The organism is Parafrankia sp. BMG5.11, assembly GCF_004337455.1.
In genome coordinates this window covers 17706-31774 of the sequence record NZ_SJXI01000008.1, presented here as the reverse complement: position 1 = coordinate 31774, position 14069 = coordinate 17706, and the positions used below count along the sequence as shown (strand labels likewise).

General features: G+C 66.2%; 12 protein-coding genes. 5 read left to right on the top strand and 7 right to left on the bottom strand.

From position 1 onward, the window contains the following. Positions 1 to 11: 11 nt before the first annotated feature. Positions 12 to 380 carry a hypothetical protein gene (locus E0504_RS06055; RefSeq protein ID WP_207912207.1) on the top strand — a complete coding sequence of 123 codons (369 nt, stop codon included), beginning with the start codon at positions 12 to 14 and terminating at the stop codon, positions 378 to 380. Here E0504_RS06055 and mnmA read toward each other — a convergent pair whose 3' ends face one another. After that, complete coding sequence (gene mnmA, locus E0504_RS06050) at positions 381 to 1532, bottom strand: tRNA 2-thiouridine(34) synthase MnmA (RefSeq protein WP_131622324.1); 1152 nt, start codon at positions 1530 to 1532, stop codon at positions 381 to 383. A gap of 122 nt (positions 1533 to 1654) precedes the next feature. Between mnmA and E0504_RS06045 the strand changes: the two genes are divergently transcribed. The 3 genes from E0504_RS06045 (at position 1655) to E0504_RS06035 (ending at position 2654) form a co-directional block, all read left to right on the top strand. Then, positions 1655 to 1951: a hypothetical protein gene (locus tag E0504_RS06045; RefSeq protein ID WP_131622322.1), complete on the top strand. Its 297-nt coding sequence runs from the start codon at positions 1655 to 1657 to the stop codon at positions 1949 to 1951. Further along, on the top strand, positions 1951 to 2250 hold the full coding sequence (locus E0504_RS06040; protein WP_131622320.1) for a DUF1153 domain-containing protein: 300 nt from the start codon (positions 1951 to 1953) through the stop codon (positions 2248 to 2250). Before E0504_RS06045 ends, E0504_RS06040 begins: the two co-directional genes overlap by 1 nt. A gap of 137 nt (positions 2251 to 2387) precedes the next feature. Then, a complete protein-coding gene (locus E0504_RS06035; protein ID WP_131622319.1) occupies positions 2388 to 2654 on the top strand; it encodes a GlsB/YeaQ/YmgE family stress response membrane protein in 267 nt (88 codons plus the stop codon). Positions 2655 to 2714: 60 nt separating this feature from the next. On the opposite strand, the gene msrB is transcribed toward E0504_RS06035, so the two are convergent. From msrB to E0504_RS06015, 4 genes are all read right to left on the bottom strand, one after another. Next, positions 2715 to 3200, bottom strand: coding sequence for a peptide-methionine (R)-S-oxide reductase MsrB (gene msrB / locus E0504_RS06030; RefSeq protein WP_131622317.1), 486 nt, complete (start codon positions 3198 to 3200; stop codon positions 2715 to 2717). A 41-nt stretch (positions 3201 to 3241) separates the two neighbouring features. Next, positions 3242 to 4570 (bottom strand): cytochrome P450, encoded by a 1329-nt coding sequence (locus E0504_RS06025; RefSeq protein ID WP_131622315.1) that lies wholly within the window; start codon positions 4568 to 4570, stop codon positions 3242 to 3244. A 115-nt stretch (positions 4571 to 4685) separates the two neighbouring features. Beyond that, a complete protein-coding gene (locus tag E0504_RS06020; RefSeq protein ID WP_131622387.1) occupies positions 4686 to 5891 on the bottom strand; it encodes an ABC transporter permease in 1206 nt (401 codons plus the stop codon). Between the two features lie 2 nt (positions 5892 to 5893). Next, a complete protein-coding gene (locus E0504_RS06015; RefSeq protein WP_131622385.1) occupies positions 5894 to 6877 on the bottom strand; it encodes an ABC transporter ATP-binding protein in 984 nt (327 codons plus the stop codon). Between the two features lie 45 nt (positions 6878 to 6922). On the opposite strand from E0504_RS06015, the gene queG reads away from it, so the two are divergent. Next, the gene (gene queG / locus E0504_RS06010; RefSeq protein WP_131622313.1) at positions 6923 to 7984 is read left to right on the top strand and encodes a tRNA epoxyqueuosine(34) reductase QueG; all 1062 of its coding nucleotides are present in this window, start codon (positions 6923 to 6925) and stop codon (positions 7982 to 7984) included. Here the strand turns inward: queG and E0504_RS06005 are convergent. Together E0504_RS06005 and E0504_RS06000 are read right to left on the bottom strand one after the other, a co-directional pair. Continuing rightward, complete coding sequence (locus E0504_RS06005) at positions 7968 to 9194, bottom strand: NAD(P)/FAD-dependent oxidoreductase (RefSeq protein WP_131622383.1); 1227 nt, start codon at positions 9192 to 9194, stop codon at positions 7968 to 7970. The genes queG and E0504_RS06005 overlap by 17 nt on opposite strands. A gap of 43 nt (positions 9195 to 9237) precedes the next feature. Further along, on the bottom strand, positions 9238 to 13983 hold the full coding sequence (locus E0504_RS06000) for an NAD-glutamate dehydrogenase domain-containing protein (protein WP_131622312.1): 4746 nt from the start codon (positions 13981 to 13983) through the stop codon (positions 9238 to 9240). Between the last annotated feature and the right edge of the window lie 86 nt (positions 13984 to 14069).

Here is a 14069-nt window from a genome sequence, read left to right as displayed (position 1 = left end):
AGGATTCCAGCTTGGCAACGGGTAAGGCACGCAAAGGGGCACGCACCAGGGCAGGCAAGGGCGCTCACACGTCGAACCGGCTGCTGTGGATCGCTGCCGTCGCCGTCGCGATGCTGGCGTGGGCCGCATTCGGCTCGGCTGCTCGCGGCTATGCGCATGCCGGCACCGCGTACGGGGCACGGGTTGCTTGTTCGTGCCGCTATGTCGCGGGGCGGAGCCTGGAAGATTGCGCGAAAGACAAGCTCGGCGGCATGGAGTTGGTCACCCTGTCGGATAACGACGCGGCGAAAAGCGTGACCGCGCGCATGTTGATCCTCGCCAGCGACACCGCGACCTACCGCAAAGGCTATGGCTGTGTGCTGGAGCCCTGGGACGATTGATCAGGCGGCAGGCTCGGTACTGTCGATCCAGCCGCCGCCGACCACCCGCTCACCGGCATAGATCACCGCCGCCTGCCCGGGTGCAACGCCGAATTCCGGCGCGGCGAAGCGGATGGTAACGGTCGCCCCGTCCCCCAGCGGCCCGTCGAGCGTGATCGGCACCGGCTTTGCCAGGCTGCGCACCTTGGCGGTCAGTGGCTGCGCCGGCAGCGGCCCGATGCGATTGGTCTCGACCACCCGCGCCGCGCTGACGCCAAGCATGGCCCGCGGGCCCACGCGTACTTCGGCCGCGTCGGCATCGATCCCGATGACATAGAGCGGCTCCGGCTGCCCGCCGATCTCCAGCCCGCGCCGCTGGCCGACGGTGAAGTGGATCACGCCCTTGTGGGCGCCCAGGTGTTTGCCGGTCTGCGCGTGGACGATTGCCCCCGGACGCGCACCTTCGGGCCGTAGCTTCTCCACGATGCGGGCATAGTTGCCGTCCGGCACGAAGCAGATGTCCTGGCTGTCGGGCTTGGCGGCGTTGCGCAGGGATGAGGCTTGGGCGAGCCGGCGCACCTCGGCCTTCTCAAGTCCGCCAAGTGGGAAGCGCAGGAAAGCGAGCTGTTCGTCCGTAGTGCCGTACAGGAAATACGACTGATCGCGCGCCGGATCGATCGCGCGGTGAAGCTCGTCCCCGATCCGCCGCACATAGTGGCCGGTGGCAAGGCAGTCCGCCCCCAACTCTCGCGCCATGCGCAGCAGGTCGGTAAACTTGGGCCCCATGTTGCAGCGGATGCAGGGCACTGGCGTGCGGCCGGACAGATAATCGTCGGCGAAGCGCTCGACCACTTCCTCGCGGAAGGCGCTCTCGTGGTCGAACACGTAATGCGCGATGCCCAGGCGATCGGCGACATCACGTGCATCGCGGATGTCATCGCCGGCGCAACAGGCGCCCTTGCGCCCCGTGGCCGCGCCGTAATCGTACAGCTGCAAGGTGATGCCGATCGTCTCCGCGCCGCTGGCCGCGGCAAGCGCGGCGACCACCGAACTGTCCACGCCGCCCGACATCGCCACGACGATCCGGCACTCGGACGCCGGGCGCGGCAGGTCGAACAGCGCGGGGGCTTGTGGAGCGGTGAGCGCAGGAGTGAGGGTGGAATGAAGGTTCATGGGCGACCGGGCGCATACACGCGTCCTGTGCTCGATGCCAGAAAGGGCAGCGGGCGATGTCCTAACGCAGGGTAAATTCCGGCTTTACCGGTTCTTGACCGGTCGCCGGCTAAGCGGTGTGCATGTTTGAACGGATCATCATCGGCGAAACCGCTGACAGCGGCGGCCTGCGCCCGCTCGACTGGAGCGAACTGGTCGCCCGCCTTTCTGCCGAGCGCGATGTAAGGGGCCTGTTCGCCCGGCACGGCGCGCTGGGGGGCAGTTTCGCGGCACATGCCGGGGGAATTACGCGCGAGGCGTCACCGCGCGCGGCAGGCGAACGCGGTGTTAACCTTGGCTCTTTAGGCAGTGGCAAACGGGCAGACGCCACAACAGCCGCCGCCGCTTCAACCGCGGATCATGGCGACCGGGATAAGTGATGATCGAGAACCAGAAAATTCGTCCCGCCCAGGTGATCGGCCCGCTCGGCGAGCCGCTGGGAATCGCGGACCTGCCGCCGCCCAATACGAAGCGGTGGGTCGTGCGCCGCAAGGCAGAAGTCGTTGCCGCAGTAAGCGGCGGCCTGCTGTCGATCGACGAGGTGCTCGAGCGGTATAATCTCACCCTCGAAGAATTCGCGTCATGGCAGCGGGCGGTCGACCGTTCGGGCATGCAAGGCCTGCGCGTAACGCGCATCCAGCATTATCGCGATCTATACGAACGCCAACTAAAGTACTGAAGCAACCGACCCGTTAAATCCCAGCGGGGGTTCAAGACCCTCGTCCACCGTTCATCGCATTCCGGGAACGCTCTGTGCGGCGCGCCGTTTGAACCGGCGTACGTAGCGCAATTAGAGCGCGAAACAGGAGGAATGTTATGGAAGGCGATGGCGTTGGAATTCTGACCATGATCATTGTCGGCGGTGTCGCCGGCTGGCTGGCCAGCATGGTCATGAGCCGCGATGGTTCGATGGGTATCCTGCTCAACATCGTTGTCGGCATTGTCGGCGGCTTCCTGGGTGGTCTGCTGCTCGGCGGCCTGATCCCGGGTGACGGCTGGATCCACTACCTTATCACCGCCTTCATCGGTGCAGTGATCCTGCTGCTGATTGCAAACCTGATCCAGCGCAAGCGCGTCAGGTAAGCCCCAAACTTACATGATTTGAAGGGCGGCGAGCTTCGGCTTGCCGCCCTTTTTCATGCCTCAAGCCTTTCGGAAGATCATCGCGCCGCCGTTCATGCAGTAGCGCTTGCCCGTAGGTTTCGGTCCGTCATTGAACACGTGCCCCAGGTGCCCGCCGCAGTCGGCGCAGAGTACCTCCGTGCGCGGAATGCCGATCTTGTAGTCGGTGTCGGTGACGATCGCTCCGCCAAGTGGTTGCCAGAAACTCGGCCAGCCGGTCCCGCTCTCGAACTTGGTTGCGGACGAATAGAGCGCGTTGCCGCATCCTGCACAGTGAAACGTGCCCTTGCGGTGCTCCTTGTTGAGCGGCGATGCGCCCGGCCGTTCGGTGCCAGCCTTGCGCAGTATCTCGTACTGCACCTTCGTCAGTTTGGCCCTCCACTGGGCATCGCTCAGCCCTTTCGGCCAAGTGCGCGCCTGGGCCGGAGAGCCGCCGCAGGCAGCGAGCACGGGAACGGCCGCGGTTGCGCCAAGCCAGGCGAGAAACGAGCGTCGGGTGTTGATCATGCCGTGTCCTAACGCGCGCGCGACAACCTGTGCTGAACGGTTCAGAACTCGGTGATCTCGACTTCGAGCTTGCGGAACCCGTGCACGAAATTGGCTCGCACCCGCTCCACGTCACCTGCGACATGCACCCGCATCCGGCGCGCGTGCATCTCTTCCAGCAGGACCCTTAGCTGAAGTTCGGCCAGGCGGGCCCCCACGCAGCGGTGGATCCCGTAGCCAAACGACAAGTGGCGGCGCGCGTTCTCGCGGGTGATATCGAGCGTATCCGGGTTGTCGAACACCGTCTCGTCGCGGTTGGCCGAGATGTACCACAACACCAGCCGCTCGCCGGCCTTGACCGTCTGGCCGAACAACTCGCTGTCCTCGGTCGCCACGCGGCGCATGTGCGCCAGCGGGGTCTGGTAACGGAGCACTTCCTGCACCGCGCCGGGGATCAAGGATGGTTCGTTTTCGAACAGCTTGCGCTGGTCGGGGAACTTGTCGAACGCGTGGATGATCCCGCTCATTGTGTTGCGAGTGGTGTCGTTGCCACCGACGATCAGCAGCACCAGGTTACCCATGAATTCTTCCGGGCTCATCTGGTTCATCGCCGGCGAATGGATCATCATCGAGATAAGATCGCCGCTCGGCTCCTTGCTGGCCCGGTCCTGCCATAGCTGCATGAAATACGCGCCCATCTCGCGCAGGATGCCCTGGCGCTGCAGATCCAGCTCGCGCACCAGCGCGATCTCGGTATCGCCGGCCCAGTCGGACCAGAAGGTCAGCAGCCGGCGATCTTCCCACGGAAAGTCGAACAGCAGCGCCAGCATGCCCGTGGTAAGCTCGATCGATACCGTATCGACCCAATCGAACACCTTGCCGCGCGGCAGCGTGTCGAGCAGTTCACCGGTGCGGCGGCGGATGTCGCCTTCCATATCGGCCATGTTCGATGGCGTGAACTTGGGCGCGACGGTGCGCCGCTGGCCGGTATGCTTGGGCCGGTCCATCGCGATGAACATCGGCAGTTCGAACCGCTCGCGGCCCAGCTCGGCGAGCTTTTCGTCGCTCATCGCCTCAAGGATGGTGATGCCCCCGGCAGACGAGTACAGTTCGGGCAAGGCTTCGATATGCTGGATCGCCCGATGCGAAACGACGTTCCAGTGTGATCCGAACGGGCTGCTTTCGACCTTGTGCAGGTCACCCGCCGCGCGCATCTCCTTGAAGATCGGCTGCCACCGGTCCTCGACGTAGATATCCGACCGGCTCACGTCCCATTTCTCGGTATGAACGGGCAGAACCTGCGGGTTCTCGCGCAGCGCCTGGTCCAGCGCATCGACGGCGCGGGGCTCCCGCGTCCACTGGAACGGCGCCTGTAGCGGCTGGGTGGCCATCGCGAAACTCTCCTGCTGAGGCGATTCTGAGCCGCCTTTGATCGCCGACCATCCTGCGCTTGCTTACCGCAGTGTCAATAGTGCGTTGCGATTTGCGACCGAAGTCGCGGGCGGTTCATCGCGCGGCAGCAGCCTTGTGCCATCGGCGGCCCTTCGGTGCCTGCGGGCCGGATTTCATAACCCGGCGCCGGAAGAGCTGCGCGCCGAAGCGGACGAACAGCATGACCCACAGCGCCTGCCATGCGAGTGCCGCGGCATGTGGCCACAGGTCCGGCTCCTGCGCCGCGCGGCTGACCATCGCGTACGGGCTGCTCAAGGGGAAAACGATAGCGGCCAGTTCCACCGGCGAACCGAGGTCGCTGGTGGAATACGTCGCGAGGAAAAACACCCCGAGCTGAAGCATCGTCGCCGGCATCGACAGCGTCTGCACATCGCGAACCGTCGGTGCCATCGCGCCGATTGTCAGGAACACCGACCCGATCAGCAGATACGCCATGGCGAAGTAAATCAGGAACAGCCCCACGAACACGGGCCAGCCCACAGCCGGGGTCACCAGCGAGCCGATCGAACCGCCGCTGAATGCGGCGGCGATCGCTCCGAGTGTTCCCCACACCGTGAGCCCGACTAGGCTGACCACGAGCATTGCGAACAGCTTGCCGAGGAAGACCGCATCCATCGGGACCGCTGCGGCAAGGATCTCGATGATCTTGTTCGCCTTCTCCTCGACCAGGTTGGACATCACCATGCCGGCCAGCAGCATCGTCAGGAGGAACAGCAGAGTAAGCGCACCCGTCGCAGTCCCGACCCGGCCGCTTTTCTGGCTGGCGCCGCTGGTAACGGTCGGCTGCAACACGACCTGAGGGTACGCTGCGTCAGATCCCGACACGCTTGCGGCGATCAGCGCGACCTGACCGCGCCAGCTCGCGATCCGCTCCGCGGTACCGGTCAGTTCCGGTGCGGCGGGAGTGCCCGTTAAGACAGCGCCGAAATTGCTCGCGCCCGCGTTCAGGAGTGTGGCCGGATTGCTGGCCGGATCGACTCGCTGGATGCGGGGGAGGTCGATCACGTGGGCGAGACGCTCCCGCGCAGCTACTATCGCGGTCGAGTCGGCCGGCGACATGGCGACAGCAAGCACCGGCGGCTCACGGTTCTCCGCCGTGCGCTGGCCCAGCGATGCCGCGCCAAGGCTGACCAACCCGAAGAATATGGGGCCGAGCAGGAAGAACAGGAACGCCTTAGAAAACAGGATCGCGCGGACATCCCGCCGAGCGATCACAAACGCGGCTTGCGCCAGGTTCAGACGAGAGTGCCCGCTCTGCATGCTCACCGCACCTGCTCCACCTGGTTTCCCTCACCCAGCGCGCGCGCGGCGGCCTCGCCCGCGATGTGCACGAAGGCGTCGTGCAGGCCCGCGCGCTCGATCGACAGTGACAGGATGCCCGCGTTACCCTCGATCAGGGCGCGCAGCAGCGGTTCGATGCCGCTGTCCGGCAACGAGAACAGCCAGTATCGCCCCTCATGCCGCGCATCTGCCGGCAGCGCGCGACGCCACGAGCCGTCGGGTGCTGCCGTCTCGAGCCGCACTTGCGCCGGAATACGATCGCGCGCGGTATCAACGCTCCCGGCATAAGGCACCTTGCCCCCGGCGATAATGGCCACGCCTTCGCACAACCGTTCCGCGTGCGCGATGACGTGGGTGGAGAAGATCACCGTGGTCCCTTCGGCGGCCATGCGGCGGATCATCACCTCCAGCTTGCCCTGGTTGAGCGCATCGAGACCGCTGAAGGGTTCGTCCAGGACCACCAGCCGGGGGCGGTGGACCAGCGTTCCGAGGAGTTGGACCGTCTGGGCCATCCCCTTCGACAGCTGGCGAATGGTGCGCTCGGCAGCGTGACCGAGGCCGTGTTCCTCGAGCAGTTCGCGCCCGCGCCGCCGTCCTTCGGCAAGCGGCACGCCGCGCAGTGCCCCAAGGAACGCGATCGCTTCGACCGCTTTCATCGATGGGTACAGCCCGCGTTCTTCGGGCAGGTAGCCGATCAGCTTGGCGATATCGTGCGGCCGCTCGTGCCCGAAGACCCGTCGCACGCCCGCATCGGGATCGATGATTCCCAGCAACATGCGCAAGGTCGTGGTCTTGCCCGCTCCGTTCGGCCCGAGCACGCCGTAGATCGCCCCTTCCGGCACGGCCAGGTCCACCCCGTCGACAGCGGTCGTGCCCTCGAAGTGCTTGACCAGGCCGATGGCTTCGATCGCAAGCGGACGACCGGCATTGCCGGCGACCGGGGGAAAGCTTAGCGGAGCGTTCATCATGGCGGCGTTAACTCTGCCGCGTGAACGGGAGCAACCCCAAGCGTGGTTAACAGGCCGGCTACCGACGACTTGCGCGTTGCGCTCGTCGAACAGGCGCGTGCCGAGGGCTTTGCCGCGATCGGCATCGCGTCTGCCGCTCCCGATCGTCCCCGTGCGGAGCAACTTGACCTCTGGCTGGGCGACGATCGCCATGGGACGATGGACTGGATGGCCACCCGCGTGGCGGAGCGTGCCTCTCCGCAAACGTTATGGCCGGAAGCGAACAGTGTCATCGCGCTAGGCATGAGCTACGCACCGGCCAACGATCCGCTGGCACTGGCGGGAGAGTCGGACAAGGGGCGGATTTCGGTCTACGCCCAGGGCCGCGATTATCACGACACGGTGAAGAAGGCACTGAAGCGGCTCGCACGCTGGCTGGTGGCGCAGGCGCCGGGTGAGCAAGTGAAAGTGTTCGTCGACACTGCGCCGGTGATGGAAAAGCCTCTGGGCCAGGCCGCCGGGCTGGGTTGGCAGGGTAAACACACCAACCTGGTCAGCCGCGCTGACGGGTCGTGGCTATTCCTGGGCGCGATCTACACCACGATCGACTTTGCGCCTGACGCCGCGCATCAACCGCGCTGTGGATCGTGCTCCGCATGCCTGGACGCCTGTCCGACGGCGGCCTTTCCCGCACCGTTCCAGCTCGATGCGCGGCGCTGTATCTCGTACCTCACGATCGAGAACGCCGGGCCGATCCCGCACGAATTTCGCAAGGCTATCGGCAACCGCATCTACGGCTGCGACGATTGCCTGGCGGTGTGTCCGTGGAACCGGTTTGCGCAGTCGGCCGCGGCCAACGCCGCTTTCCTGCCGCGCGCCGAACTCGCCGCGCCGCGTTTGGCCGAGCTGCTGGCGCTGGACGACGCGGCGTTTCGGCGGCTGTTTTCCGGCAGCCCGATCAAGCGCATCGGCCGCAACCGGTTCGTGCGCAACTGCCTGATAGCCGCCGGCAACTCAGCCGATCCCACGCTGGTCGAGCCGGTTTCCCGACTGGCGCGCGATGCCGATCCGGTCGTTGCCGAAGCCGCCCAGTGGGCGCTGCGAGAGCTTACAGCAGTTCCTTGAGCGGCACTGCTGGGTCGGCAAGGCTCGCGCGATCGGGCGTCGCCCGTGCTTCGATCAGCTTGCGCCCCTGGACGTAATCCTTGGTCGAATTGACGCAGTCGATCGCGATCATCCGACCCTCCTTCAGGTAGATCACGGAGAACTTCGCTTCTGCGGGCGTTCCCCGAACGACGGCGTCATCAAAGCCCAACGACAGGCCTGCGGTCTGCAGCTTGAGATCGTACTGGTTGGACCAGAACCAGGGGAAAGCGCGGTATGGCTCTTGAACGCCGGTGATGTGCTTGGCCACCGTCGTCGCCATGTCGTTGGCATTCTGCACCGATTCGATGCGAACGACCGTGCCATCGGCCCAATGGCTCGCATGCGCCGCGCAATCCCCGATGGCATAGATGTGGTCCAGCGAGGTGCGGCAATATTCGTCCACGTCGATCCCGTTGGCGCCCGCGGCGCCCGCTGCGATCAGCGGGCCGGCGGCAGGAACGATACCAATGCCCACCACTACCAGGTCGCAAGCGATGACATCCCCGCCGTCAAGGACCACGCGCCGCACCCAGCCGTTTTCCCCTTCGAGCCGGTCGACTTTGGCATCGAGCAAAAGGTTGACCCCGCGAGCGCGGTGATACTGCTCGAAGAACGCGCTTAGAGGTTCGCCCGCGACGCGTGCGAGCACGCGAGGCAGGGCTTCGACCAGGGTGACTTCGCAGCCGAGCTTGGTCAGGACCGCGGCCGCCTCCAGGCCGATATAACCACCGCCCACCACCGCGACGCGCTTCGCCCCGCCGTCGAGTTCCGCCATCAGCCGGTCGACATCCGCCTTGTCGCGGACGGAGTGAATGCCCGACAGGTCCGCGCCCGCGCATGACAGGCGCCGCGGATCGCCGCCCGCGGCCCACACCAGCTTGCCGTAACCCTCCACGCCGCCGCCGGCCAGTTTCAGCGTGCGTGCGCCTGGATCGACCCCGGTCACCACCGTCCGGGTGCGGATGGTCACGTCGCGTTCCTGCCAGAAAGCAGCCGGACGGATGGTGATCCGTTCGAACGGCTTGTCCCGGGCAAGATACTCCTTCGACAGCGGAGGCCGCTCGTACGGCAGTTCCGGATCGCGGCCGATCATCATGATCGACCCCTCAAACCCCTGCTGACGCAGCGCGATCGCGGCCTGCGCGCCGCCATGGCCGGTCCCAACGATGACGACATCCGCCTGATCCATGGGCAGCGGCATGGTCAGCAAGGCGGCAGGCGTCAAGCGCCGGCTAGCGGCCGAGCAGGTTGCGCGCCTGGCTGGCGATCTGCGCCAGCATTGCCGGGGCTACGGGGTTGTGGCCCTGCGCGCGGCCGATCATGCTGCGGAACTGGCGAATGGCCGGTTCGTGCACGTCCGACCAGTTGGCCACCGCGCTCACGGGATCGTCCTTGCTTCCCTTGCGGCGAGACAGCCGGCGCAGGAACTGCAGGCGCATCTGCTGGAAATCGCGTGACAGGCCCGCGACCAGCAGCCGCTCCCACACGTCCGACGGGTTCATCATCGCCGCAGTGCTTTGCGCCCAGTCGAGCCCCAGGCGTTCGCCCACGTCGGTGAACGCGGCCGTCAGCTTGCGCGCGTCGATCTCGGCTTCCTTCGACAATGCCGCCAGGCCGACCGCTCCGTCGAGGTCGTAGAGGTGAGCCACTTGGGCTGAGAGCCTCTCCCGCGCGCCGAGAGCCACGAATTCGCCGATGAGCCGGCCCGATTGTTCGCGCGAAGCCGCCGGCAGCAGCTCGTCCGTCGCACGCGCCAGAACCTGGACCCGCTTGTCGAGCGCCGCGATCATCTCGCCTGGTTGAACCGTGCTTGCGCCCGCCCTGATCAGGTCGGCCATCTGGCTGCGCAAGGCGCCTGCGGCATGCCGGAAGAGGAAGATGCGGGCCTCTTCGGGCATCGGCGCGGCTTCGATCTCGGCCCACAGCGGGCGCGCCTTGAACAACCGCTCCGCCACCACGAACGACGCGCTGATCTCCGCCAGGCCAACGCCTTCTTCTTCGGCGAGTTCGAACGGGTGCACCACGCCGAGCCGGTTGACGATCAGGTTGGCAAGCTGCGTCGCGATGATCGCCCGGCGGAGCTGGTGCCCTTCGATCTCCCGGCGATAGGTCTTGCGCATCGTCGACGGAAAATAGCTGAGCAGAAGATCGGTCAGGACCGGATCGTCAGGCAGCGAGGAGCTTTCGATCGCGTCCTGCAGGACCAGCTTGGTCGAGGACAACAGTACGGCCAGCTCGGGACGGGTGAGGCCCTGCCCGTCATCGGCCCGGCGTGCGAGGACGTCGGCCGTGGACAGCCCTTCGGTCCGCCGATCGAGCGCGCCGCGCGTTTCGAGCGCCGCCATCAGGTGCAGCTGCGCGGCGACTGCCGGCGCGCCCCCCGCCTTGGCGATCGACAGCGCGAGCGCCTGCAGCCGGTTATTCTCCAGCACCAGGTCCGCGACCTCGTCGGTCATCGATTCCAGCAGCTTGATCCGCTTGGGTTCGGTCAGCCTGCCGGCGCGCTTCGCCGCGGCGAGCGCGATCTTGATGTTCACCTCGTTGTCCGAACACGTCACGCCGGCCGAATTGTCGATGAAGTCGGTGTTGATACGTCCGCCGCCCAGGGCGAACTCGATCCGCGCGGCCTGGGTAACGCCGAGGTTCGCGCCCTCGCCGATGACCTGCGCGCGCAACTCGTTGGCATCGACCCGCAGGGAATCGTTGGCAGGGTCGCCAACCTGCGCGTTCGCTTCGGAAGATGCCTTGATGTAGGTGCCGATCCCGCCGAACCAGATCAAGCCGACCGGGCTTTTCAGGATCGCGGCGATCAGCGCTTCGGGCTCCAGTTCGGTGTCGGCAATGTCGAGCGCGATGCGCACCTCTTCGGACAGCGGGATCAGCTTCAGGGTCCGCGCGAACACGCCGCCGCCCTTGCTGATGAGCCCGGCATCGTAATCTTCCCAGCTCGACCGGGGCAGGTTGAACATCCGTTCGCGTTCAGCCCAGCTGCGCGCCGGATCGGGATCGGGATCCAGGAAGATGTGCCGGTGATCGAACGCGGCGACCAGCTTGATCGACTTCGACAGCAACATGCCATTACCGAACACGTCGCCCGACATGTCGCCGCAACCCACCACCCGGACCGGTTCCGTCTGTACGTCGACACCCATCTCCAGGAAGTGCCGCTGGACGGAAACCCAGGCGCCCTTCGCGGTGATGCCCATCGCCTTGTGGTCGTAACCCTTGGAACCGCCGCTCGCGAACGCATCGTCGAGCCAGAAATCGCGGCTCTCGGCAATGGCGTTGGCCACATCGGAGAACGTGGCGGTGCCCTTGTCGGCGGCAACCACGAAATAAGGGTCTTCGCCGTCGTGAATCACCACGCTTTCCGGATGCACGACCTTCCCATCGACGATGTTGTCGGTGACCGACAGCAGCGTGCGGATGAAAATTTGGTAGCTGGCGCGACCTTCGGCGGCCCACGCTTCCCGGTCACGGCCGGGATCGGGGAGATGCTTGGGGTAGAAGCCGCCCTTGGCGCCGGTCGGCACGATAACCGCGTTCTTGACCCGCTGCGCTTTCATCAGCCCCAGCACTTCGGTGCGGAAGTCGTCGCGCCGGTCGGACCAGCGCAGCCCACCGCGTGCCACCGGACCGGCGCGCAGGTGGATTCCTTCCACGCGCCGCGAATACACGAAGATTTCGCGCCACGGCACCGGCTTGGGAAGGCCTGGAACCAGCGACGAATCGAGCTTCAGCGCGAGGGCTTCCCGCGCTGACGGGGCAAAGGCATTGGTCCGCAGCACGGCATCGATGGCCGCGTGGTACAGCCGCAGGAGTCGGTCGTCGTTGATCGCCGCGACTTGCCCGAGTCCGAGACGGACGGCCGCGCCGTGCTCTGCTTCCGCCGATGCCCGGTCACCGGTGAACGCCGGATCGTGACGCGCGGCGAACAGCGCGACCAGGGATCGGGTGACCTGCGGCGCGCGGCGCAGCGCATCGACCACCGTGGCGACCGTGAAGCCGAAGTTCGCCTGGCGCAGATAGCGATAGAGCGCGCGGAGCCAGTCCGCCTCACGCGACGACAGCGCGGTGCCAACGACCAGGCGATTGAACGGATCGTTCTCCGCCGTTCCATTGAGCACCGCGGCAATCGCTTGCTCGATCTGGTCCCGCCGATCGAGCAGTGCGGTCAGATCGTCGCCCGGCTCGAGCGCCAGAATGAAGTCGTGAATGGTCCCGAGTGAGCTGCCATCGCTGGCGAGCGGAGTGGGGTGCTCCTCCAGCACGCGGAAACCGAAGTTTTCCAGCGCCGGGACCGCATCGGAAAGGGCCAGCATCCCTTCGTGCTGATACACCTTGAGGCGCAGCCGGTCCGCATCGTCGCGGTCAAGCTGGTACAGGCGAACGTCGCGCAGACGCGGCGGTTCGCCCGAATCGGCCTCTGCGGTTCCCAGCCCGCGAAGGCGGCGGATGTCGCGAGCCGCCTCGGCCGGGCCGTAGGCGGTGCGATACGATGTCGGGAAGCTTTCCGCATAGCGAGCGGCGAGCGCCGCCGCGCGGGTCGGGTCCTCGTCAACCGCGAGCTCGCTTTCGACCGATTCGCCCCAGCCGCGCAACAGCGTCTGGATCGCACGCTCGATCGCCGCTTCATCGGGGGCGTGCTGATGCTCGCGGTAGTCGAGCACATAGCGAAGCAGGGCAAGATTCCCGCCTTCCACTTGCAGGCTCCAGTCGAGCGCGCCGGCGCCGGCGCCTTCTTCCAGAAGCTGTTCGATCCGCAGGCGCACCTGGGTCGACACCATGTCGCGCGGCAGCCAGACGAAGGCGAACAGATGGCGGCTGAGCGGCGCCTCCACCAGCACCAGCCGCGGCCGCGGCCGATCGACGAGGCTCATCATCGTGGTCGCAACACGTTCGATGTCGTCGTCGCCGAAGCCGATCAGCAGATCGTGCGGCAGCGCGGTCAGCGCGTGAACCAGCGCCTTGCCGGTGTGTCCGCCGGGGTCGAACCCGAACTTGTCGTTGAGGTAAGCCAGTTGGGTGCGCAACCGCGGAACCTGGGCCGGCGGGGTCGCCAGGGACGCACTGGTCCACACCCCGGCGTGAATCGACAGCGCGGTGACTTTTCCGCTCTCTCGCTGGGGCACGATGAAGAGGTCGAGTGGCACGCGCCGATGAACCTTCGACTGACGGTTGGCCTTGATGATCAGCGGCTCCCGCAGGTTGGGACCCCCTTGGTCGAACCAGGCGAAGGCGCGTTGGAACGAGGCGTCGGCCAAGATGGTGCGCGCGCTCTTGCGGCACACCCCGAGCATGTTGGACTGGCTGCCGTCGCGGTGATGAGTCAGGTGGCCAAGCTGGGTGAGCATGCCGCTTTCCAGCCAGCGGAGCAGCTCGGCACCTTCTGGATCGGAGATGGTCTCGGCGTCGGCCAGCAGGGCCGCGCGCATCTTGGGCCAGTCCGCAACCGCCGCGCGAACATCTCCCAAAGTGGCGAGCAACTCACGCTCCAGCGCGCGACGTTCCTTGGCATCGACCCGGGGCGTCTCGATGTAGATCATCGATTCGCGCGTCGCGTTCTCGGGTGACGCTGCCGGCAAATCCTTGAGCGCACCTTCGGCGTCGCGCGCGACTGTCACCACCGGATGGACCAGCCGATCGATCGACAACCCATGCGAGGCGACCGCCGCCGCCACCGAATCGACCAGGAACGGCATGTCGTCGTTGATGAGCGCGATCCGCATGAAACGCCGGCCCTCGGCCGCCGAACCGATTGCGACGATCGGCTGACCGACCTCGCGGGTGGCGGCCGAAGCGATCAGGAACCGAGCCGCCTCGTCGAGCGGTTCCGTGCCGAAGGCCACGTCGCCCGGCAGCAGCGAATCGGACATGCTGGCCGCAAGTGCCGTGACCAGACGCTCAGGCCCCTTGGGCACACGCGCGGCATCGCTGGTCGGGGTTTTGCTGGTCGATCGAGCGGCTTTGGCGGCCATCCTGCGTGCTCCATCGGCCCGAGGGGAGGCGGCGGGCCGCGTTATTATGTTGCTGCACTGTGCAGCAAAATGGCGCGATAGGCGTT